Source organism: Microbulbifer jejuensis, from assembly GCF_047289955.1.
In the GTDB taxonomy this organism is placed as follows: domain Bacteria; phylum Pseudomonadota; class Gammaproteobacteria; order Pseudomonadales; family Cellvibrionaceae; genus Microbulbifer.
Genome location: NZ_JBLBUB010000023.1, coordinates 22226 through 44376 on the forward strand (window position 1 = coordinate 22226; position 22151 = coordinate 44376).

General features: G+C 57.1%; 21 protein-coding genes. 13 read left to right on the forward strand and 8 right to left on the reverse strand.

What is annotated here, in order from left to right; all coding sequences use genetic code 11:
• Positions 1–13: 13 nt before the first annotated feature.
• The 3 genes from ACL7TT_RS14875 to ACL7TT_RS14885 form a co-directional block, all read right to left on the reverse strand.
• Positions 14–1180: an acyl-CoA dehydrogenase family protein gene (locus ACL7TT_RS14875; RefSeq protein WP_413396548.1), complete on the reverse strand. Its 1167-nt coding sequence runs from the start codon at positions 1178–1180 to the stop codon at positions 14–16.
• A gap of 101 nt (positions 1181–1281) precedes the next feature.
• Positions 1282–2889 carry an acyl-CoA carboxylase subunit beta gene (locus ACL7TT_RS14880; protein ID WP_413396550.1) on the reverse strand — a complete coding sequence of 536 codons (1608 nt, stop codon included), beginning with the start codon at positions 2887–2889 and terminating at the stop codon, positions 1282–1284.
• A complete protein-coding gene (locus ACL7TT_RS14885) occupies positions 2889–3782 on the reverse strand; it encodes an SDR family oxidoreductase (RefSeq protein WP_413396552.1) in 894 nt (297 codons plus the stop codon). Before ACL7TT_RS14885 ends, ACL7TT_RS14880 begins: the two co-directional genes overlap by 1 nt.
• Before the next feature lie 187 nt (positions 3783–3969).
• On the opposite strand from ACL7TT_RS14885, the gene ACL7TT_RS14890 reads away from it, so the two are divergent.
• Complete coding sequence (locus tag ACL7TT_RS14890; protein WP_413396554.1) at positions 3970–4614, forward strand: TetR/AcrR family transcriptional regulator; 645 nt, start codon at positions 3970–3972, stop codon at positions 4612–4614.
• 265 nt (positions 4615–4879) lie between these two features.
• The gene (locus ACL7TT_RS14895) at positions 4880–7414 is read left to right on the forward strand and encodes a hypothetical protein (protein ID WP_413396555.1); all 2535 of its coding nucleotides are present in this window, start codon (positions 4880–4882) and stop codon (positions 7412–7414) included.
• Here the strand turns inward: ACL7TT_RS14895 and ACL7TT_RS14900 are convergent.
• Positions 7411–7734: a translation initiation factor gene (locus tag ACL7TT_RS14900; protein WP_413396557.1), complete on the reverse strand. Its 324-nt coding sequence runs from the start codon at positions 7732–7734 to the stop codon at positions 7411–7413. The two genes, ACL7TT_RS14895 and ACL7TT_RS14900, sit on opposite strands and share 4 nt — an antisense overlap.
• A 189-nt stretch (positions 7735–7923) precedes the next feature.
• Between ACL7TT_RS14900 and ACL7TT_RS14905 the strand changes: the two genes are divergently transcribed.
• Complete coding sequence (locus tag ACL7TT_RS14905; protein WP_413396559.1) at positions 7924–8757, forward strand: ion transporter; 834 nt, start codon at positions 7924–7926, stop codon at positions 8755–8757.
• Between the two features lie 25 nt (positions 8758–8782).
• Here ACL7TT_RS14905 and ACL7TT_RS14910 read toward each other — a convergent pair whose 3' ends face one another.
• On the reverse strand, positions 8783–9247 hold the full coding sequence (locus ACL7TT_RS14910; protein WP_413396561.1) for a PaaI family thioesterase: 465 nt from the start codon (positions 9245–9247) through the stop codon (positions 8783–8785).
• Positions 9248–9347: 100 nt separating this feature from the next.
• Between ACL7TT_RS14910 and ACL7TT_RS14915 the strand changes: the two genes are divergently transcribed.
• From ACL7TT_RS14915 to ACL7TT_RS14945, 7 genes are all read left to right on the forward strand, one after another.
• On the forward strand, positions 9348–10493 hold the full coding sequence (locus ACL7TT_RS14915) for a serine hydrolase domain-containing protein (RefSeq protein WP_413396563.1): 1146 nt from the start codon (positions 9348–9350) through the stop codon (positions 10491–10493).
• Positions 10490–10717, forward strand: a complete 228-nt coding sequence (locus ACL7TT_RS14920; RefSeq protein WP_413396565.1) for a SlyX family protein — start codon at positions 10490–10492, stop codon at positions 10715–10717. The genes ACL7TT_RS14915 and ACL7TT_RS14920 overlap by 4 nt, the downstream gene beginning before the upstream one ends.
• A 681-nt stretch (positions 10718–11398) precedes the next feature.
• Positions 11399–12046 carry an OmpA family protein gene (locus ACL7TT_RS14925; RefSeq protein ID WP_413396567.1) on the forward strand — a complete coding sequence of 216 codons (648 nt, stop codon included), beginning with the start codon at positions 11399–11401 and terminating at the stop codon, positions 12044–12046.
• 295 nt (positions 12047–12341) lie between these two features.
• Positions 12342–12956, forward strand: a complete 615-nt coding sequence (locus ACL7TT_RS14930) for a hypothetical protein (RefSeq protein ID WP_413396569.1) — start codon at positions 12342–12344, stop codon at positions 12954–12956.
• Positions 12957–13271: 315 nt separating this feature from the next.
• Entirely contained in the window at positions 13272–13736 is a 465-nt protein-coding gene (locus ACL7TT_RS14935) for a RodZ family helix-turn-helix domain-containing protein (protein WP_413396570.1), read from the forward strand.
• Between the two features lie 166 nt (positions 13737–13902).
• On the forward strand, positions 13903–14271 hold the full coding sequence (locus ACL7TT_RS14940) for a SpoIIAA family protein (protein ID WP_413396572.1): 369 nt from the start codon (positions 13903–13905) through the stop codon (positions 14269–14271).
• A 35-nt stretch (positions 14272–14306) separates the two neighbouring features.
• Complete coding sequence (locus ACL7TT_RS14945) at positions 14307–15110, forward strand: class I SAM-dependent methyltransferase (protein ID WP_413396574.1); 804 nt, start codon at positions 14307–14309, stop codon at positions 15108–15110.
• 170 nt (positions 15111–15280) lie between these two features.
• Here the strand turns inward: ACL7TT_RS14945 and ACL7TT_RS14950 are convergent, their stop codons facing one another.
• The 3 genes from ACL7TT_RS14950 to cmoA all read right to left on the reverse strand — a co-directional run bounded on the left by ACL7TT_RS14950 (position 15281) and on the right by cmoA (position 18581).
• The gene (locus tag ACL7TT_RS14950; RefSeq protein ID WP_413396576.1) at positions 15281–16666 is read right to left on the reverse strand and encodes an L-serine ammonia-lyase; all 1386 of its coding nucleotides are present in this window, start codon (positions 16664–16666) and stop codon (positions 15281–15283) included.
• 185 nt (positions 16667–16851) lie between these two features.
• Entirely contained in the window at positions 16852–17829 is a 978-nt protein-coding gene (gene cmoB / locus ACL7TT_RS14955; protein ID WP_413396578.1) for a tRNA 5-methoxyuridine(34)/uridine 5-oxyacetic acid(34) synthase CmoB, read from the reverse strand.
• Positions 17830–17837: 8 nt separating this feature from the next.
• The gene (gene cmoA / locus ACL7TT_RS14960; protein ID WP_413396580.1) at positions 17838–18581 is read right to left on the reverse strand and encodes a carboxy-S-adenosyl-L-methionine synthase CmoA; all 744 of its coding nucleotides are present in this window, start codon (positions 18579–18581) and stop codon (positions 17838–17840) included.
• A gap of 668 nt (positions 18582–19249) precedes the next feature.
• Between cmoA and ACL7TT_RS14965 the strand changes: the two genes are divergently transcribed.
• The 3 genes from ACL7TT_RS14965 to ACL7TT_RS14975 all read left to right on the forward strand — a co-directional run bounded on the left by ACL7TT_RS14965 (position 19250) and on the right by ACL7TT_RS14975 (position 22119).
• Positions 19250–20347 (forward strand): extracellular catalytic domain type 1 short-chain-length polyhydroxyalkanoate depolymerase, encoded by a 1098-nt coding sequence (locus ACL7TT_RS14965; protein WP_413396582.1) that lies wholly within the window; start codon positions 19250–19252, stop codon positions 20345–20347.
• 328 nt (positions 20348–20675) lie between these two features.
• Positions 20676–21470 carry a 3-hydroxybutyrate dehydrogenase gene (locus ACL7TT_RS14970; RefSeq protein ID WP_413396584.1) on the forward strand — a complete coding sequence of 265 codons (795 nt, stop codon included), beginning with the start codon at positions 20676–20678 and terminating at the stop codon, positions 21468–21470.
• 34 nt (positions 21471–21504) lie between these two features.
• Positions 21505–22119: a response regulator gene (locus ACL7TT_RS14975; RefSeq protein ID WP_299943585.1), complete on the forward strand. Its 615-nt coding sequence runs from the start codon at positions 21505–21507 to the stop codon at positions 22117–22119.
• The last annotated feature ends 32 nt before the right edge of the window (positions 22120–22151 follow it).

Consider the following 22151-nt stretch of genomic DNA (forward strand, 5'->3'; position numbering starts at 1 on the left):
CTGGACCTCCACTCTATTCGCCGGACTTGCGCTTGCCGGGCAGAATGCCCATCAGCTTGCAGATAATACCGAGCATCACTTCATCGGCGCCGCCACCGATGGCAGTGAGGCGGCTATCGCGATAGGCGCGGTTGATGCGGGTTTCCTCGATATAGCCCATACCACCCCAGAACTGCAGGCACTGATCGGGAATGGTACGGGACAGCCGGCCCGCTTTGAGCTTGGCCATGGAGGCCAGCGTGGTGACATCCTCACCCGCCACATAGGCTTCTACCGCGCGCCAGGTGAGTGCCCGCAGACACTCCACTTCGGATTGCATCTCCGCCAATGCAAAGTGCACGGTCTGGTTGTCGAGTAGCGGCGCTGTGAAGGCGTGGCGCTCGCGCACGTAGTCGATGGTACTGCTGATACAATTTTCCAGGCCCTTCAGGGTCAGGGCGGCGCCGGCGAGACGCTCCTCCTGGAATTGCAGCATCTGCAACAGAAAGCCGGCTCCCTCGTCACCGATACGGAAGTGTTTGGGAACCCGCACATTGTCAAAAAATACCGGTGCGGTTTCCGAGCAGCGCATCCCCAGCTTCTCCAGTTTTCCCCCAATGCGCAGCCCCGGTGTTTTGGTGGGAATAATCAGCAGGGATTTGTTCTTGTGGGCCTTGCCTTCGCTGGTGTTGACCAGGGTGCAGAAAAAGTCGGCGCAGGGCGCGTTGGTGATCCACATCTTACTGCCGTTGACCAGATAATCGTCGCCGTCACTTTTTGCGGTCGTCTTGATGGCGGCCACATCCGAGCCGGCGCCGGATTCGGACACGGCGATGGCGCCGACCATCTCCCCGCGAATTGCCGGGGTCAGGAATTGCCCGCGCAGGTCGGCGCTGGCAAAGTTTGCCAGCGCCGGGGTGCACATGGCGGTCTGTACCGAGATGGCCAGGGGTACACCACCGCAATGGGCACCACCGAGCGTTTCCAGAAAAACGGTTTCGTAGCTGAAATCCAGCCCAAGCCCGCCATAGTCGCTGGACTTGCTGATGCCCAGCAAACCCAAATCCCCCAGTTGTCTGAAGATGTCGCGAACGGGAAAGCTGCCGGCTTTCTCCCATTTCTCTACATGGGGGTTGATTTCCTGCTGGATAAAATGCTCTACCGTGCGCTGTAATTCCCGGTGCTGTTCGCTGAGTATCATGAATGCTTTATCCTCTTTATGGGCTTTTTCTGCGGGGGTTTTTTATTCGCGAACTGACTGCCTTTCGTCCGGTTGAGATTCCCGGGCCATGTGCAACATGACTAGAACCTCGCTACGCCAAAGGTATTTTGGCGCGCTGGAACAGATCCCGCCTCGCGACAGATTGCCAGCAGCATACCCAGCAGTTTACGCGTGTCGCGGGGATCGATAATGCCGTCGTCCCACAGGCGGGCGCTGCAGGCCAGGGCATCGGAATTTTCCTGTATAAAGGCACTGGTGTCGTTTTCCAGTTTGTCCAATAACACAGTGTCTACCTGGCCGCTGCGCGCCATTTTCTGTTCGGTGACAATACGCAATACCTTGCCGGCCTGGGCCGGGCCCATGACCGCCGTGCGCGCATTGGGCCAGGCAAAAATAAAACGCGGGTCGAAGCCGCGCCCGCACATGGCGTAGTTACCGGCACCGTAGGAGCCGCCCACCACGATACTGAGCTTGGCAACACTGGCGTTGGCGACAGCCTGTATCATTTTGGCTCCGTGTTTGATAATGCCGTGGTGCTCCACCTCGGTACCGACCATAAAGCCGGTGGTGTTGTGTAAAAACAGCAGTGGCGTGCCGCTTTGTTCACACAACTGGATAAACTGCGCGGCCTTGTTGGCACCCTTGGGGGTGATAGGGCCATTGTTGCCGATAATGCCCAGTGGGTTTCCTTCAATGCGGATATGGCCGCAGACGGTCTGCCGGTCAAATTGTGCTTTAAAGTCCAACATCGCAGAACCGTCGGCGATACGTGCGAGAATTTCGCGTACGTCATAGGGTTTTTTGCTGTCGGCGGGAATCAGGCCAAGCAGGTCGTCGATGGGGTAGTGAGGATCTGCATACTCCTCTGGAAGATTGGGTGCGTGCTGGCAGGGAAGGGTGGCGACAATTTCCCGTGCTATGCGGATGCCATCGGCGTCGCTCTCGGCCAGATAGTCACCACTGCCGGACTCCCCACAGTGCATTTCTGCGCCGCCCAGGTCCTCTTCGTCGGCAATTTCTCCGGTTGCCGCCTTGAGCAGGGGGGGGCCCGCGAGATACATACCGGATTGTCCACGCACCATCACCACATAATCGGACAGGCCCGGCTGGTAAGCACCACCGGCAGTAGCACCACCGTGTACGACTGTGACCTGAGGAATGCCGGCGGCGGACATGCGCGCCTGGTTGGCGAAGCCGAGTCCGCCGGGGGCGAAGGTGTCGGTGGCATACTGCAGGTTGGCGCCACCGCTTTGCGCCAGGGTGATCACTGGCAGGCGGTTCTCCAGCGCTATTCGCTGTATGCGCAGGGCTTTATCCATACCGGCTGGGGAAATGGTGCCGCCTTTCACTGCGTAATTGTCTACCCGCACCATACAGCGGCGTCCGCTGACCTGGCCGATACCACAGAGGGCACCGCCGCCGGCACCACTGCCGTCCTGATCATCGTAGAGCTTGTAGCCTGCCAGAGCGCACAGCTCAATAAATGGCGCGCCCGGGTCCAGCAACAGGTTGAGGCGCTCGCGGGGCAGCAGCCAGCCGCGTTCCCGGTAGCGGGAGGCTCGCTCCCGCTCGGCCTGTGCCGGTCGCTGTTCGGCTTCGCGGAAGTGGGCGATCCGCTCCAGCATCGCGGTGCGGTTGTTGTTGAAATCGCTGCAGTGGTTGTCCAGTTGGGAGTCGATGGGTTGCATCAGAGCTTGCCCTCTGCTTCCAGCGCTTCCACCACTTTGGGGCGGCGTTTGCGGTGGAAGCCGTTAAAGCGCTTGACGCTGTTGGCTGCGACAGGACGCCAGAGGGGGGAGTGGTGCTTGAGGCTGGAGCCGCCATCAATGCGCAGTGTCTGGCCGGTGATATAGCCGGCGGCATCAGAGAGCAGAAAGCACACGGCACCACTTACCTCTGCTTCCTCGCCCAGACGGTAGAGGGGTATTGTTTCGCGAAAGCCCGGTAACAGTTCGCGCAGGAATTCGGGATCGTAGGTATCCAGGCCGCTGGTGAGGATATAGCCGGGCGCCACGGCATTGACTCTGACTCCGGAGGCCGCCCATTCCAGTGCAGCGGTTTTTGTTAAGTTTTCCATGCCTGCACGGGCGGCACCGGAATGCCCCATCATCGGCATGCCACCAGCGTTGTCTGCGGTGATATTGACGATGCTGCCACCGTGGGTTTTCATGGACTGCACATACACTTCCCGGGCCATCAGGAATCCACCGAGCAGGTTGCTGCGCAAAACAGCGTCAAAGCCCTTTGCAGGGATGTGCTCCAGGGCGGAGGGAAACTGACCGCCGGCATTGTTCACCAGTCCGTGAACCCTGCCCTGGGCCTGCACAATCTTGGCGACCGTATCCTTTACGCCTTGTTCGTCGCGGATGTCGAGGCTGTAGTAGCTGCATTCACCGCCGTCGCTAACGATCTCCCCGGCAACACGTTCCAGTTTGTCCAAGCTGCGCCCGATTAACAGAACGCGGGCGCCGAGGCTGGCCAGTTCATGGGCGATACAGCGGCCGATACCACTGCCGCCACCGGTAACGATATGGGTCTGTTCACTGAAGCTGCCGGGACGCAGCTGACTGTGATAGCGCATGAAAATTTCCTTTTATCAAGCTCTTGTGGCTTGTCAGTTTTTATCGTTGCTGCTTGCACCCGCGCGACTGAATACGCAGAATACCCTAACGCTACCAAGCAAGCGCTTGGTATTCAACCATTGTCACCCGTTTGATGAAAAATTCATTCGGCCGTTACTAAGTGCGGATTGTTTTGGGGAAAGTTCAGTGCACAAAGGCACCGCAAGTCTGGCCCGGCAGCGGCAAAATCTAAGCCCGCAGCAATTGATCGGCGCATTGGTAGAGCGGGGCGAACTCACCGATCCGGGCTCTCCCCGCGGGCGCCTGCTCAATGTGGCTGCGCGGCAGTTTGAGCAGAAGGGTTTTGCCCGAACCACGGTACGGGATATCGCTTCCGAGGTCGGTATTCTGTCCGGCAGCATCTTCCACCACTTTGCCAGCAAAGAGCAGATTCTCTGTGCGGTGATGCGGGAGGTCACTATTTTTGCCAGTGCGCGAATGTATAGTGCGGTGCAAGGGGCTGAGTCGCCGCGGGATAAATTGCGCGCCTGCATTCAGTCGGAACTGGAGGCGATTCACGGCCAGGCAGTCCCGGGCTTTTCCATTCTGGTATTGGAATGGCGCAGCCTATCCAAAGAGAGTCGCAAGGAAGTGCTGCGCTTACGGGATGAATACGAGCACATTTGGCTGGGTGCGATTCGGGCGGCCAGGTGTCGCGGTGGGGATGCGGCACTGGTGCGACGCCTGTTGGTGGGCGCCCTCAGTCATACCTACAGTTGGTTTAAGCCGCGAGGCAAAGGGCTCTCTATTGCCGATCTGGCAGATCGTATTCTGTTGATTTTTGCTCCCTGATGTTGTCCGGCGTTACACAGGCAGAAGCGGTTTGCCAATCTGGGGCCGCACTATACAGCGCCTTGTAGTGACATCCACTGGTAGTGCAGTGCTGCTGGAAGATATGCCGGCAAAACTGTGCGCTTTTCCTCCTTTCCTGACAAATTTTCAATTGACACGGGCCTCCTGAGAACTGGCGCGCACCGGCGTTGCCCTGAATCTTTTATTCTGCGCGAAAAATGCCACAAATTTGACATTTTGTGTCACTTGGTGACGGGAGAGGGAGATGCCAGGTCAGGGGTTATTCCAGATAGTCTCCATGGGGCGGACGCTGTACGGCAAAAAACCGGATCTGGTGATACAGGATGCAGCCAGGCTGTTTTCTATCCCCGAAGCCCAGGCCCACAGGCTCTTGTTGAAAGGCTGGGTCATCAAAGATCAGCTGGTTTCTGCACAGGTACTGAAATATCGTGCCGGTCTGCACAACATCGGTTTGCGTGTAAAAGTGTACCCAGCGGGGCAATTTGACAACCTACAGCTGATTGCCAGGATCAAAGTTGCCCAGCGGCGCAGAGCCCAGGGCACCAAAACAGACCGCGGCGAGGTGCGCAGGGCAAATATCCCGGTCATTAAAGGCAACCGTACCAATGCAACGATGCATCGCCAACAAAGCGCGACAAGGCATCAGCCAGCAGCTTCCCCCAAGGGGGCTGGGCTTAACACTGTGCCACCCTGCAATGCCACCGATGGGGTGGAACACCTATTCAGTGGTGACAAAACCCTCCCCCCTGCCGGGGTCTCCGGCGCTGGCCCGGTGTTGCTGGGTTTGATCCCCGCCGCTGTATTGCCGGGGATTTTTATTCTGTTGCTGGGGTTTTGCCTGTATGGGGCTGGCTATGCCCTTTGGCAGATCCCCTTGGCCATTTGGCATGGGGGGCTGAACGGGGCTGTTGTGGCCCTTAGCCTTGTTTCGGCGGCCTTTTTCATGGCTGTCCTGCTGCTTGCTTTGCCTTATTTCCGGCTTCCCCGTGATCTGCAAGGTAAACCCGGTGTGCGGGAGCTGAGTCGCTCCGAGGGCCGGGAACTGTTGCGCTTACTCGAATTACTTTCCGCCAGCGTTGGCCTGCCGAAAGTACAGCGGGTATGGGTTGGGCCAGGTGCCAAAGTTTTCTCCGGGCCGAGCCTCTCCCAGGTGTTAAGCCAGGTGCTGCCCTTAAATCTGGGGCTTGCCTGTGTGGTCTCCCTCCCGGGCAGAGACGGTCTGGCGTTGGCGGCGCGGGCGCTGGGTCTCTATCGCGGAAGGATGAGTGGGTTTTTTGCCTGGCTGGTGCTGGATGGGGGTCGCCGTTTGGAATTAATGCAGTGGGCCCTGGAAAACGAACGCAGTGCAGTTTGTATCACTGGCACGCCCAGGGGGCTGCAAAAGCCGGTGCATCGTTTACTGGTGATTTGTGGTCATTTTTTACTGCCGCTGATTGAACGCCTGGACAACCTGCATCGTGCGCTTACCGGCCGTGCTGCACAGCATCTTGAGACCCGCGCGGATCTCTATGCAGCGGGGGTGATTGGCAACGAGGCTTTCGCGGAATTTGCTCAAAGGTGGCACCGTCTCGTACATGCGGACTTACTTGTTGCCGGAATTAACCGCGATGCCTTGGCACTGGGGCAGTGTCTCGAGAATATTCCTGCGGCAGTGCAGTGGACGCTGGAAAATCTGGATGGGGAAACCTGCAAGGCCATTGAGCTGGCCATGGCACAGGTGAGTGACCCCTGGGACTGCGGTCAGGCCGCGGATGACGCGCGCATCTCTGCGGTCAGTCAGCAGCGGTTGCCGGCACGGGTTACCAGGGCATTTTCCCTGGGGGACTTTTTCAGCGATCTGGATACGTTGACGCGGGGGGTGAGTGTTGCCAGCGCCGGGCCCGATTGCCAGATTGTGCCAAACCGGCAACTGTTGCGTTCAAACTGCGGGGCGCAAGAGGCCGCTGGTGTATTGGATGCCTATTTTAACCGCCTGCCACCGCACACACTTTTGCCGCTCGACCGCCCCGTTACCGAGCAAGTGCAGGGTATGGATCTGCAGGCCACGATCAATTGGTTGCGCGGCAAGCTGGTTGAGCTGCGAGGCCTTCGCGGGCGTCGGAAAGAGTTACTGGGGTGTCTTGTGGCCATGCAGTTGGGTGCGGCATTGATCAGGGTCAAGGTACAGATCAGCCCACAGGACTACTGCCTGGAAAGCACAAGCCTGGTCGCTGCCCAGGAGATGGCTGCGGTGAAACGGTCTGATCTGGAGGAAACGGAGAGGCAGTTACAGCAAATTTATGCCGTTTTCTACCAGCGCCTGTGCCTGGCAGTGGCGTTGATGCCGTCCAAAGTGCGACAGGCGGCGCAGATCCAGTTGCGCTGTCTGTCGGCTTATGAACCCCTCGCACCCCACCTGGAGCAGCTCGCTGGCTACAGCAAGAGTCTCGCCCTGTTCGCCAGGCATCTCACCCCCGAACTGGTGGAGCGCGAACTGGTGAAAAAATATCTGGCGCTCAGCGCCAGGGCACTCAACGCTCTACAGGCTATTGTACGTTCATCGGAATCGCTAAAAGCGCAAGGACTGCATAGCGTACTGGATATCAAGGTCAAACCCGACCTCCCGCGTCATCACCGGGAGATGCGGGCAGCGCTTGAGGTGATGGAATCCCGCTGCAGATATGCCGCTTCAGTGATTATGGAAGGTTACCGGGTGCAGTTGGGGGCCCTGCTGGGCTCCTGCCTGGAGCAGGAGCAGCAGTTGGGGGTGAATCCTCTGCGCTTGCTGCGCACAGTTTAGCCACCGGCCAGTTTGACGGTGTAGTTGCACGCTTCCAACAGCGTTTTGATCTCGGCGCGTTTGTCGCCCTGAATTTCGATAACACCGTCTTTCAGAGTGCCGCCGCAGCCACAGCGCTTTTTCATTTCTGCCAGCATCCGTTTCAGTTCACTGTCGGTGCCCGCGAGGCCGCGCACGCAAGTCACTCCTTTGCCTTTGCGCCCTTTGGTTTCCCTCTGTATGCGCACGATGGCGCTGCCCTGGTGGCGTTTCTCCTGCGGGGATTTTTCTGCAATACGACCGCGGTCGGTGGAATAGACGTGACGGTTCTCCCTGGCCATGGCTCTCCCCGGTCGGTGGTTACTCTGTGTGTGCAGGGCGCGATTGTGCCTGAGGGGAAGGGGAAATCAAAGGCGCAACACAGACTGCTGCGTGGATTGCGACGGGGTTGAAAATAGAGGGCGACCTGCCTGTGCCCAGGGGTTAGAATCTCGTCGCAAATTGGCAGCAGCTTGTAGTCGGGGTGAGAAATGGCGTTGACGGGACGTCGAAAACTGCTCAATGAGGTGATATTCGGTACAGACACACCTGCCGGGCGCAACTTTGATGTTTTTTTGATCTGGGCCATTGTGGTTAGTGTGGGCCTGGTGTTACTGGCATCCATCAGCACTGTTGCAGAACATTACGGTCCTCTGTTGATCGCGCTTGAATGGGTGTTTACCGGGCTCTTTACGGTGGAATATATTGCGCGTATCTACTGCTCAGTCAACCGGCGCCGCTATATTTTCAGCTTTTACGGGGTTATCGACCTGCTGGCGATACTGCCCAGTTACCTGGCCCTCCTCTATACTGGCGCCACCTACCTGCTGGTGATTCGCCTGTTGCGGGTTCTGCGCATTTTCCGCATTCTCAAACTGGTGCGCTATTTGCGCGATGCCAATATCCTCCTGCGGGCCTTTGGGCTGGCGCGGAGAAAAATCTTTGTGTTTTATTCCAGCGTGCTGGTGATGTGCGTTATTTTTGGCGCGTTGATGTTTGTGGTGGAGGGCCCGGAACACGGTTTTACCAGTATTCCCACCAGTGTTTATTGGGCCATTGTCACCATAACAACTGTGGGCTATGGGGATATCTCTCCGCAAACACCACTGGGACAGAGTATCGCTGCTATGACCATGTTGATTGGCTACTCCATTATTGCCGTGCCAACAGGCATTCTCACCGTGGAACTGGCCGGTGAAATGCATCGGGAGCGCATTCAACTGACCTGCCATAACTGTAGCCGCAGCGCCCATGACCCGGATGCGGAATACTGCAAATTCTGTGGACACAGGTTGGAGGATGCGGGGGAGGTGCAGGAAGCCTGAATCTTTCTGGTTCGGCGACGGGTAATTACCACGCCTCCGGTACACGTACAGCAATCACTTGTGCCTCGGCGCACAGGCGTCCGCTGCTGCTCAGGTCGCAGTGCAGCACGGTTTTTCGGGAGCTGCGCTCGACGATAGAGGCTTCGAGTATCACAGGTTTGTCAATGGTGGCGGGAGCCAGGTAGCGGATTGCGAGTTTGCCGGTGGCGTACCAGATTGTGCTTCCGGCGCCGATGTCGCGCTCGGCCTGAAGGTAGCCATCTGCGATGGCGGTGCACACTGTATGACAATCGATCACTGTGGCGATGATCCCGCCGTTTAAATAGCGTGCGGGACCGGCACTGTGATGGGCAGCGGGTGTGAATACGCAGCGGGTTTTATCCTCGCCGCTCCAGTAGCTTTTGATGCGCAGTCCGTGGTCATTGTCAGGGCCGCAGCCGAAGCAGTGATTGTCGGAAATCAGGTCCTGGATGGCAGTTTGTTCAATCATATCGGCCCCTCGCTCTGGACGCGCCATACTACCGATTTGCGCCGGCGAGGGGAAGAAACTAACCTTGCGGGCTTCCGACAGTGTTACCGGAAATAGAGAGATGGAAATATACGGCTTTTGTGCCCCCGGTTTTGAGGCCCTTCAGGATGCTTTCGCCAGGAATTTTCGCGAGTGCGGGGATACGGGGGCGGCCTTTGCGGTACGCCAGCATGGCCAACTGGTCTGCTCCCTGTGGGCGGGCAGCGCGGACCGGGATGCGGAGTGCCCTTTTACCGAAGACGCGATTGCAAATGTATTTTCTGCCAGCAAGGGTGTGCTGGCACTGATGGCTCTACAGCAGGCGGATGCCGGCAAGTTGGACCTGGACCGTCCGGTGGCGGACTACTGGCCGGAATTTGCCGAGGGCAAAGCGACGGTTACTACGCGTCAATTACTTTGCCACCGAGGCGGTCTGGTGGCTTTCCGCAAGCGTGTTGAAGACAAGTTGATTTACGATTGGCACGCTGCCTGCGCGGAAGTTTCCCGCACTGAGCCCTGGTGGTCACCGGGTAGCCAGCAGGGTTATGCCCCTTTTTTGTATGGCTGGAGCCTCGGTGGACTGATTGAGCGGGTTGCGCAAAAGCCCTTGCCAGAACTCTATCGGGAATCACTGGCCAACCCCCTGGGCCTCGATGGCGGTTTCGGTGCCAATGGCCACCGTTCACACCGTATTGCGGATGTGGGCCCGCTGAAACAACCCCTGCCGGAACTGCGGGAAAACGCCATAGGCCGGGCGATCAAGGAAGATCGTAAGGGTCCCGTGGCCATGGCATTCGGCAATCCTGTGAGTCTGGTGATGGGCACCAACGGCCAACCGTGGCGCGATGCACTGATTCCCGCGGCCAATGGCCATTTCAGTGCCCGGGACTTGGCAGCGGTTTACGGTGACCTGGCACTGGAAGCCCCAACTACCTTGTCGCGAGACTGGGTAGCGGAGGCGTCGCGAGAGCAGAGCTGTGGCCATGACAGGATACTGCAGGCCAAAGTCCGTTTCGGTTGCGGGTTCATTTTGAGTGGTGATGCGGCAGATTTACATTTCGGTGGAGCCCGGGGGTTCGGCCATCCAGGTGCCGGCGGCAGTATTGGTTTCGCCGATCCGGAGCGGGGGCTGGGTTTGGGCTATATCACCACGCGCCTGGGCCAGAGCCTGTTTATGGATCGGCGCGCGGTTGAGTTGGTGCGTGTGCTGTACGGTTTGCTGTCATGACAGAAGCTGTTCTAAAGCTGGTCGAGCGTATTGATGAACTGGAGGCCCGGCTGGCATTTCAGGAAGATACGATCACCCAGTTGAATGATGTGATTACCAGGCAGGATGCCGATATCCGCCGTCTTTTAATCCATATGCGTGAGTTGATGCAGAAGTACAGTGCAATCAGCAGTGAATTACCGGGGGGTGCCAGGCCCTCGGGTGACAAGCCGCCGCACTATTAGTCAATCTGGCAGTCAGAAGACATTCAGCGACCGGCTTGGTTGTGACTTGTGAATGCTGTTGGCGTGCAGGAAGTTGCCCCTATTTCCGGGACTGCCCCTTGTGCGGTCACCTTCACTGACTGGCATATAAGAAAACAAAATGGGTCTGGTGCCACTTAACCGGGAGCGTAAGTTCAAAAGTGTCTAAGCAATGTTTGTCCTCTCGCGCCAGGGGTATTGACAAACTTTTCCACATGCTTATGAGGAGAAAGTGACGCCTCAAGTTGACGAGGTACAATTGTCACGGTTTTGTTTTACTTTTTATAACCCATTGTTTTTAAAGGTAAAAATAAAGAGTTTAAAAATTGTGCAAAATGCTGTGAGCCAGGGTTTATGCCGTTTGTCGCTGCCCTTTGTTTATTAATACACAGAGTTATCCACAGAACTTGTGGAAGAAAAGAGTTTGACCGCTTTCTGTTCAAAAAATCTGTACGATAGTGCAATTTTGATGTGCTTGATGATGTGCAATGGGGACTGGTTGGTGGAACCGGCGACCACTTCGCCGTAGTCTTTGCATGATTTTATTGGATGGATTCAGCAGCCAGTCAGCTTGCGCGCTGGATACTCCCGCGACTGTGCAGGAGCACTGTGCACAGTGCATCCCGATACCCGTAAAGTAAAAGTATGTTAGGAGAGTCAATAATGAAACATTGGGTAGCAATTCTCGCTTTGGGCTCACTGGTGGGTTGTTCCACTCTGGACCCTTACACCGGGGAAAGCAAAACCAGTAATGCCTCAAAGGGGGCTGGCATAGGTGCGCTCACGGGCGCCATTATCGGTGCGGCTACCGCGAGTAAAAAAGATCGCCGTAAGGGCGCGCTTACCGGCGCTCTGGGGGGGGCTGCTATCGGCGGTGGTATTGGCTATTATATGGACCAGCAGGAAATGGCACTGCGACAGCGCCTGGAGGGCACCGGTGTGGGCGTACAGCGCGAAGGCGACAATATCCGTCTGATCATGCCGGGTAATATCACTTTCGGTACCAACCGCTCTGATATCCGCCCGGGTTTTTACGACACTCTGGATTCCGTCACCGTAGTGCTGCAGGAGTTTGACAAAACCGCGATCCGCGTCAGCGGCCACACCGACAGCACCGGTTCAGATGTCTACAACCAGGCGTTGAGTGAGCAGCGGGCTAACTCTGTGGCGGGCTTCTTCAGTCGCAATGGCCTCTCCTCTGGCCGTTTGCAGGCCATTGGCTACGGTGAGCGCTACCCGCTGGCTGGCAATGATTCCGAAGCCGGGCGTCAGGCCAACCGCCGCGTGGAGCTCGAGCTCCTGCCGCTGTGATCCATATTGCTTGTGTGTGGGCCATACTGTCGCCGATACAGCGGCACTTGCTTCGCGAAAGGGCATCCAGTTGCCCAAACAGGCAAATATCCGGAGTTTTGGTAATTTCTTGATAACCTGGCCTGAAATACCGGCCCATCTGTGTGGCGTTGTATTGGTTTAAGAAAAGCCATTATGGCCGGCTAAGGCGCTTACCTGGCCGGCTCAACGCCTTTTGCCGAAACAATCACCAGAGCGTTGTTGTCCGGCTGTGCTGTCAGTCAATCAGCCACTGCAGAAATAATGGAGAATAGCCGTGAGACGCCGCCAGCCTGTTAACAATACCCTGCGCCTGGCGTCTTTTCTTCCCGCGTTGTTTGCCACACTGGCCTTTGCTTGGCAGGACCGCGGCGAAGCGGTGTTTTCGGAAACCGCCGCTCACCTGGAAACGCAGTTCGCCGGGGCTGCGGTGGTGGCGCAGGTGGAGGTGATCGATATCCACCGGGATGTAGACAGCGCCCTTTCGGCGCCGGGGGTTACTGCGATTTCGGGTTATGTGTATTCCGCCGCGCCCAGCCGGGTGTGGAAAGGGGCGGTTGCCGAGCAGATCACCTTCCGCCTCGGCCTGGAGTACTGCGACAGGAAACTGGAAAGAGGTGGGCGCTACTTGATCTTTGCCGGGCGCGATACCTACGGCAGGCTGCAGCTGCTCAGTTGTGAGGCGGTTGTGGTGGAATCTGATGCAGCGGCACTGTTGGCAATACTCAGTGACTTGACCGCTCGGAGCCAAACCTGTTCACACCGGGCAAAGTTGTGGCGAAGCTGCCCTGGTTTGTTTCTGGTACAGGGGTTCTTATCCACTCCGGAGCGGGTTAGGCACGCCACTTCGCGGCTTGATTCCCGCAACCCCTTGGTTGCCCGGTTTATATAATCTCCGGTTTTAAGTCTTCCCACACTTACAGCAATCCAACCTCTAATAAGGGAGGCGGATTCCTTGAAGAACGCCAATGCCGGGTTATTCTTATCAGTATTGGCGCCACCTTCTTTAGCGAATGTGCTTTGTTTTATCGGATTATCTGACACTGCCTTCTGGCGCCAAAAGGGCTCAGGCCACAGGTTTTACCGCAGGGATGCAGGGCGAGCGGCGCATAGCTACCAACGCTGTCCGCCGCCTGTAAATTGCATGACCGGGCTGGCCTTGCGACGGGTATTTTTCTGATTTTGGTTGGCGTCGAGAGGTCGCAGTATGAAGAAGCTACTGATTCCACTGATTATTTTGTTACTGATCATCGGCTATTTTATTTCGCGTGGTGGCGAGCACAAGGCAAAAGATGCGTATGATTCGATGAATCAGCCGCAGAGCGAGCAGATGAATGACAACTCGGCGCCATCGGATACTGGCGACGATAGCGACACACCTCCTCCCAGCAACACGCCGACGCCCCCTGATGGTATGGGTAACCCGGACATGCAAACGCCACAGGAGCCGGATCAGGCAAGCCCCAACCCTCCCGGAGCCAACACCACTACCAGCCCCGGATCTGGTGCCGCGGTTGCAACACCGGCCGCTGGAACGCCAGATGCCAGCACGCCGACATCCACCGGTGTGGGTGGCAAGCCCCCGCAAGCCTCCACTGGCAAGCGTGGTGATTCGAAAGACAATACGGGCAATAAGGCGGACAAGGTTACCGAAGGGGCTTCTGCGGAGTAGGGCAGCTGTTAAGCGCTCACAGCCCCGAAAACGGGCATCTCCGGCAACAGTACCTGGATTGCCGAAGTTGTGAGGCAGCGTTCAGATCAACCCTGGCAGGGATCGCAAAACATTGCGGAGCGCGCACGGGCTGCCGACGGAGGTGGCCCTTGCCCGTTGTGGAAGCATGATTGAACATCAGTGGTGTCGGGAACACGAGATACTCGAAGTCAAACCTGTAGGAAAATTTTCTGCGGAGGATTTTCAGCAGCTTGCAGCCCAGATAGATCCGGTCATCACGGAGCAGGGCAGGATAGAGGGTCTGCTGATCAATGCGCAGGATTTTGCCGGTTGGGAGAGTTTTGTCGCACTGATTTCACATTTCCGTTTTGTACACGACCACCATAAACATATCCAGAAAATAGCCGTACTATCCGATAATCCCGTCCTAAGTTTTATGCCGAATCTGGTCTGCCATTTCGTCAGTGCCGAAGTGCGCCCCTTTTCGCTGAGTGAGTATCCCCAAGCCCTGGAATGGCTGGAAAATCCGGGTTAGCATTGGCCGCTTTTTGATTATTGCACGGAGTGTCGATGAGTCCGGCATTGGCTGTGATTGCGGCGACCCCGAAAAACCTCCCCGCTGCCCAACAGTTGTCCAGTCAACTCGATTTCCCCTGCCTGGGCGTGGTTGATCCCAGGGAAATAGGCGATTTCCCCCGGGTTCTACGCTGCGCCGAGCGCTTGGAAGTGTGTGCGACTGGTCCCGGGGCGCCGGGGCCTGTCGCCGTGGATTTTGTGGGCGGAGCCCTGGCGCACCGGCGCAGGTTTGGTGGTGGCAGGGCGCAACCGGTTGCCAGGGCCATTGGTTTGCGACCGGGTTTTTGCCCGCGTGTATTGGATGCGACTGCCGGACTCGGGCGCGATGCTTTTGTATTGGCGACGCTGGGTTGTGAGGTGCGGATGCTTGAGCGCAACCCGGTGGTGCGCCTGTTGTTGCAGGATGGCCTGCGGCGGTTGCAGGTGGCGGCTGTTGCCGATACTGAACTGGTCTCAGTCGCCGGGCGTTTGTCCCTGGTTGATGACGCCATTTCCGCAGCGGACTGGCTGGCACGGCAAGGCGAGGACTCCTGGCAGGTTGTCTATCTGGATCCCATGTTCCCGTTGCGGGGCAAGAGTGCCAAAGTAAAAAAAGAAATGGTGGCATTTCATTATCTGGTAGGTGTGGACAAGGACGCGGATAACTTGCTGGAACCCGCTATCAAAGCCTGCTATTACCGCACCGTGGTCAAGCGTCCCAAGCTGGCCCCCCACCTGGCCGGTAAAAAACCCAGCCTTTTTTTGCAGGGAAAGTCCGGGCGTTTTGATATCTATACCAAACATGGCATACCAAGCTGATCACGGTCCTTGCGCCATGGATTAGCCTAGACAGGCTACCCGGACTTGCACAAGCCGAACTCTCCCCGGGAGGGTTACCGGCGCACCACATTATTCGCGCTTTTTCCGTAACAATGTCCTGATTTATCTACACTGGCAGGATAGTACCGGGTGAAGGTGCGGTTATTTTATTAACAGTTCACTGCGTTGACCGCAAGGCCGCCCAGGGCGGTTTCCTTGTACTTGTTCTGCATATCGATACCGGTCTGGTGCATGGTTTCAATCACGCTGTCGAGGGGAACTATGTGGGCACCGTCGCCGCGCAGTGCGAGGCGTGCAGCGTTAATGGCTTTTACCGCACCCATGGTGTTGCGCTCGATACAGGGCACCTGGACAAGCCCGCCGATAGGGTCACAGGTGAGCCCCAGATTGTGTTCCATGCCGATTTCCGCCGCGTTTTCGATCTGCTGGTTGCTGCCGCCTTGCACTGCTGCGAGGCCGGCAGAGGCCATGGAACAGGCCACGCCAATCTCCCCCTGGCAACCCACTTCCGCAGCGGAAATGGAAGCGTTTTTTTTGTACAGCATACCAATGGCGCCGGCGGTCAGAAGGAATTTCACCACCTGGTCCTTAAGATCACCATGTTTGCTGGGTTTGTGTACAAATTTCACGTAGTAGGCGATGACGGCGGGGATGACTCCAGCAGCGCCGTTGGTGGGGGCGGTAACAATACGCCCGCGCGCGGCATTTTCCTCGTTTACGGCGAGAGCGAACAGGCTGACCCAGTCGAGGATGGCCAAGCCCTGGTTGCGCTCCTCCGGGGGTTGTTTATTCAGTTCCTGATATAGATCCGCTGCGCGACGGGGCACGTTCAGTCCACCGGGCAGAATTCCCTGCTGATGACAGCCCCTCTCAATAGAGGCATCCATCACCTTCCAGATATTCCACAAGCGGTCTTTCACCCCCTGTTCACTGCGAAACGCCTTCTCATTTTGCATGGCCAGATCGGCAATGGCCCAGCCGTGCTGTGTGCAGGTCTTCATCAGTTGTTCGGCGTTTTGGAAGTCATAGGGCAGCAGGGTAGCGATTTCCTCTCTGTGGGCGAAGTCCTCCTCAGACAGTACGAAGCCACCGCCGATAGAGAAGTAACTGCGTTCAAATAGCCGTTCTGGGCCTGAGTAGGCCTGGCAGGTCATACCGTTGGAGTGTTGAGGCAGGAATGTCTCTGTGTGGAAAGTCAGGTCGCGATCACGAATAAATTCGATCTTGTGGTCATTATATAATAGCAGGGCAGACGCCTGTTGGATCGCAGCCAATCGTTCATCGATACTGTCCACATCGATGGTATCAGGGGATTGACCCAGCAGTCCCATCAATACCGCCATGTCGGTGCCGTGGCCTAAACCGGTGAGGGCCAGGGAGCCGTAGAGGTGTATTTGTACGCGATCAGTCTGGGGCAGCTGTCCGCGGGCGCGCAGGTCCTGCACAAATTGGTGGGCAGCGATCATGGGACCCACTGTGTGGGAGCTGGAAGGGCCCACGCCGATTTTAAAGAGTTCGAAAACACTAATACTCATAAATTACTCTTCGCCGGACTGCACTGTTTCGCAGCCCTCCCTGAGGGTATTGTTGCACCGTTTGGGGGCGAGCTTTGCCGCAGGGGGGGCAATAATCAAGATCACAGCGGTTATTCCGCACAAAATTCTCCCAGTGGCGGTTTTTTCCGGATTTATGCATCCGCAGAACCGTGGCGTAAGAGAAGCTACGGTACTTTCGCGACCAAAACGGCACGTTTGGGCGCGGGGTGACCCTCAATGGTTTTCCCCGGTGATTGCGGATCGAGAAAATCCGCCAGGGATTCAAAGCGCATCCAGTCGGTGCGCCGCTGCTCCTCAGCACTGGTGGTGTTCAGGTCCACGGTTTTTGGGTTTTCGAAGCCACACTTGCGCAGCCAGCTCTCCAGAGTCGCACAGCTGGGGAAAAACCACACGTTGCGCATTTTCGCGTAGCGCCCTTCGGGTACCAGGCAGTCCCCCAGTTCGCCATCAATCACCAGGGTTTCCAACACCAGCTGCCCCCCCGGGCGTAGAGTCCCGCGAAGGTCTCGCAGATGATCCATAGGCGAACGCCGGTGGTAGAGCACCCCCATAGAGAAAGTGGTGTCGAAGGCGCGCAGGTTTTCCGGCAGTGCCTCGATACCCAGTGGCAGCAGGTCCACCGGTTTCTTATTTCCCAGGTACTTTTTCAGGGCGTAGAACTGAGCAACAGACTTTGCCGAAGGATCTATACCGATCACCCGGCACGCACCGGCACCGTAGGCCCGCCAGCAGTGATAGCCATTGCCGCACCCCACATCCAGCACCAGCCTGTTTCTGAGCGGGGCCAGGTGTGGCAGCACGCGATCCCATTTCCAGTCGGATCGCCACTCCGTATCAATGGATACGCCAAACAGCTCCCAGGGGCCTTTACGCCAGGGGTGGAGTTTTCTCAGTCCTGCTTCCAGCAACTGCCGTTGCGCGGGGCTGGCATCGGTCGTGCTGCCGACACGAATCCGGTGATTCAGTTGGATACTCGTGGGCGTTATATCCGGCAGAGCTTCGATTGCCGCGCGCCAATCGGGCAGGTCGCCCCAGCGCTGCGGGCTCAGACCCTCAGCGACCTGTTGCGGTAGTTGTGACAACCAGGTGCGCAGGGCCGGGATATGTTGCAGGCCTTGGTAGAGTCGTGTGTAGTCAATCACAGGGGTACTTACTTTTCGGGCTTGCCTTTAAGAGCCAGCAAAGAGGCAAAATTAAAACACTGGAACCAGACATCCACGCTGGAAAAACCAATGTCTTTCAGGCGCCCGCGGTGGGTATCCAGGGTTTCTGGAATCAGGATATTTTCCAAGGCTGAGCGTTTTTGTGCAATTTCCAGGGTACTGTAACCGTTGGCAGCCTTAAAGGCGTGGTGCAACTCAATCATCAGCTCACTGTGTGCTTTATCGGCAAAGTGCACCTTCTCCGAGAGAATGACAATTCCCCCGGGGCGCAGGCCGTCATAAATTTTCTGCAGGATCGGCCGGCGCTTTGCCAGCGGGATAAACTGCAGGGTGAAATTAAGCACCACCACCGAGGCGTTTTCAATGGCAGTAGTTTGCAGGTCGCTACAGATAAGTTGTACCGGAATTTCACCGCTGTCGGCGGCGAGTACAGTGCGGGCCTGCGTTACCATTGCGGAGGAATTGTCCACCGCGACAATTTCACAGTTTGCCGCGGGGATGCGGTGGCGCATGGCAAGGGTGGCTGCGCACAGGGAGCTGCCCAGGTCGTAGCAGCGGCTGCCGGCTTGTGCGTAGCGTTCTGCCAGGGTACCGGTCATGGCCACAATGGTTGTATAGCCGGGCACTGAGCGCTTGATCATATCCGGGAAAACGTCCACAACCTGGCGGTCAAACTCAAAACCAGCCACTTGCCCCAGCGGGTTTGCGTAAAGATCGTCGTGTTTACTCATCGGATATTTCTATGTACTGATGGGGGACTGCAACAACCCGCCAAGGCGGTATTGCAATGATACCAAGCAAATCAATACGTTCACTAATAAAGCAAGCATCGGAAAAATTTTAGCCCAAGCGCCCGGCCGCTCTGGTGCTGTTTCAATGTTACTAGTAAGGCAGGAGGGAAGAATACCCCTCTGCCAGGATCGTATGAGGCATAAATGCCGATAACGAGCGTACTGGGATGTATTCACAGCGCGTCCTGGGAGAGTGGGGTTTCTCTCCTTCCGACCCGATAGTAAAACACCCGCGGTACCAAGCGGTGCATTTTGTCCAGCCGAGAGCCTTTTGTTTGGAATCATAACCGTTGACAGCGAGCGCAGGATCAGCCCAAAACGCGTCTTAAAGGGATTTAATCGATTATATTCTGATATTGCCGCAAGCATTTGCCAGGGAAGTGGATCGAAAAACCGCCGGCGAACCTTCATATTCACCGGCTTGGGTTCATCGGGCCTGCGCCTTGTGTTGGGGTGGGGCCTGTGCCTGAAAGGCATCTCCGACCTAAGTCTAGTTGCGCCTGTTGTATACAGTTTCTATTTTGATCAACAATCGGCTGCCTGTGAGGGGAAGGGCTTACAGGCAGTGCAGTTTTTACCGGCTCACTACTCCAAAAGAGGCGCCAGCTATGTTTTTTCAACGCCCTGGTAAGCGGGTATCGAGCCTGTGGCTCGGTATGTTGTTTGCGGTTTTCGGCAGTATCCCGGCGCTGGCCGATTCCTGGCAGCGAAATGTGGCCATCGGTGGCTTTGACCGAGTCCATTTGTTCATTCCGGATAGCATTTCGGCCATCGGTAACGGCAAAGCGCTGCTGATCGTTTTACATGGCTGTAGCCAGTCTATCGATGTATTTCTGACGGCGGGCCTGGAGGAGACAGCGGAAAATTACGGCATGGTGATCGCCGTACCGGATGCGGCGAATAAAGCGGGGTTTGGCTGTTGGTCTTACTGGAAGGGGGCACGTACCCGCAGCCACGGCGACTACGCTAATCTGATTAATCTGGCCACCGCCCTGTCTGGCGATGCCGCATACAATATCGATCCCGGGCAGGTGTATATCGCGGGCCTTTCCTCCGGGGCGGCCTTTGCCAACACTGCCGCCTGTATTGCCCCGGATATATTTGCAGGTTTTGGGGCCAGTGCCGGGCCCAGTATTGGTACCAGCGCCAGTGGGGCGATAGGCAACTGTGAGCGCGCCGACGTTGCCAGCCGCTGCCGCAATTATGCCGGTAGCTACGCCAGCCATTTGGATACCCAGATTGCCAGCATTGGCCACGGCAGCGCTGATACCACAGTGAATGCCTGCTACAACACACAAAATGCGAAGGGTATGGCCAAGGTATACGGAGTGAAGCGGATGAGTGACACCAACCACCTGAGTGACGCAGCCGGTCACACGGCCGAAGAACAATTATGGCAGGATGGTCGCGTGTCGATGCTTTGGTTCAATGACCTGGGACACACCTGGTCCGGCGGTATTGATGCCAGCGGTGCCCATGTGGATTCGGTCAGTATTGACTATGCCAATTATCTCGGCGCCTTCTTCCAGCGGAACAACAAACGTGTCGAGCGCATAGTCGCCGCGCAGGTTGACGAAGCACAAACAGGGTCCGCTGGGGCGAAGGGGGCGACAGAAGAAGGTAAAGGGCGTGTTTCCGATGCCGAGGCGGTTTCCGCAGGCCGAGACAGCCATGCGCCGTCGGGTTCCACAGAGATCGATCCGTAGTTTTTTGGTGATCCCCCTCAAGGATGACCGCGCCGGGACAGTACACCAAGGGTGTTTGAGAGACTGTAACACCGGAGTGTAGGCTCCGCCACTCTGCTGGCTGGAGCCCCACAGATAACCCTTTCCGCTGCGAGTGATATCCCCCCCTTTAGCGGTCTGCAATCAGTGTTGGCAACCGGGCGGGACGGAAAGTGGTATCTCCGCTGCAACGCGGCTGTTTTTTTGCGGAAGCGCTTTGCCACAAGCCTCATACCTTGGTCATACAGACGGGCTTTTCGCTCCTTGCTAGGATCATTTTCGATTGACCAAGTTGAGACGGAGAATTGTGGTGTCTGAAGGTGATCACTCCGGCAAGCTGGCCCTGGTGACCGGTTCGACCAGTGGCATTGGGCTGGGTGTGGCTCGGGAGTTGGCGAGCAGTGGCTACCGGATCATGTTGCACGGCCTGCTGGATGCCGGTGCCGGAGCTGAAGTTGCGGCCGATTTCACGCGGGAGTTTGGCGTTGACTGTGGATTCAGCAGTGCTGATCTCAGGACTCTGCGGGGATGCACCGAATTGGTGGTGTCCACACAGGAGTTTGGCGGCAGTGTGGATGTGCTGGTGAACAATGCCGGTCTTCAATACACATCCGCAGCGGTGGATTTTCCACAAGCGCGCTGGGATAGCCTGATTGCCGTCAATCTGAATGCCCCTTTTTATTTGAGCCAACAGGTGCTGCCGGCGATGTTGGCAGTCGGCTGGGGTCGCATTATCAATATTGCATCGGTGCATGGCCTGGTCGCCTCCGGCAAGAAAGCCGCTTACTGCGCAGCCAAACACGGCCTGGTGGGGCTCACCAAAGTGCTCGCTCTGGAGTCCGCCAAGGCCGGGGTAACCGTTAATGCGATTTGCCCCGGCTGGGTGGAAACACCCCTGATCGAGCCGCAAATTCAAGCCATTGCGCAAGCGCGGGGTATCGATATGGAGAGGGCCAAAATGGTCCTTGTTGGAGAGAAGCAACCGCTACCTGTGGCGACGCAACCTGCGGCGATCGGGCAGCTTGTCGTCTTTCTGTTGTCCGATGCTGCAGCCACCATGACCGGCATTGCCCTGCCGGTGGACGGAGGCTGGACAGCTCAGTAGACTGGAGCCAGACAATAACCCCCGGTTTCTGGCAATGAGCAGTACCATTCTGATTGCGGATGACCACCCGCTCTATCGCAGTGCCCTATTCGCCACATTACAGCATGCCAGCGACGCGAAACTGATAGAGAGTGTCGATCTGGAATCCACACTGGCGACACTCGCTCACCAGGCGGATCTCGATCTGCTCCTGCTCGATTTAAACATGCCCGGCAGTGATGGCTACAATGGCCTGGCGCGAATTCGCAAGGAATACCCGCAGGTGCCGGTGGTGGTGGTGTCGGGTAGTGACAGTGCACAAAGCGTGGCGGGCGCCGCACAATTCGGTGCAGTGGGCTTTCTTTCCAAAACCGCACAGCCACTGGAAATCCAAAACTGTATCCGGGCGGTATTGCAGGGCGAAACCTGGTTTGCCGAGGAGCTGTTGGCAGCGCAGCCACAGAGTCCATTGATTGAGCGGCTGCAGGGACTGACGCCGCAGCAGTTGCGCATCTTTCAGATGATCGCCCGCGGCATGCTGAACAAGCAAATTGCCTTTGAGCTGGGGATTACCGAGCCCACGGTGAAGAGCCATGTCACCGCGATCCTGCGCAAGACGGGCTTGCGCGACCGCAAGCAACTTATCCGTGAGGCGCAAAGCCTAAGTTAATCTTTTCCTGGCAACCCGACAGGCAATGAAGG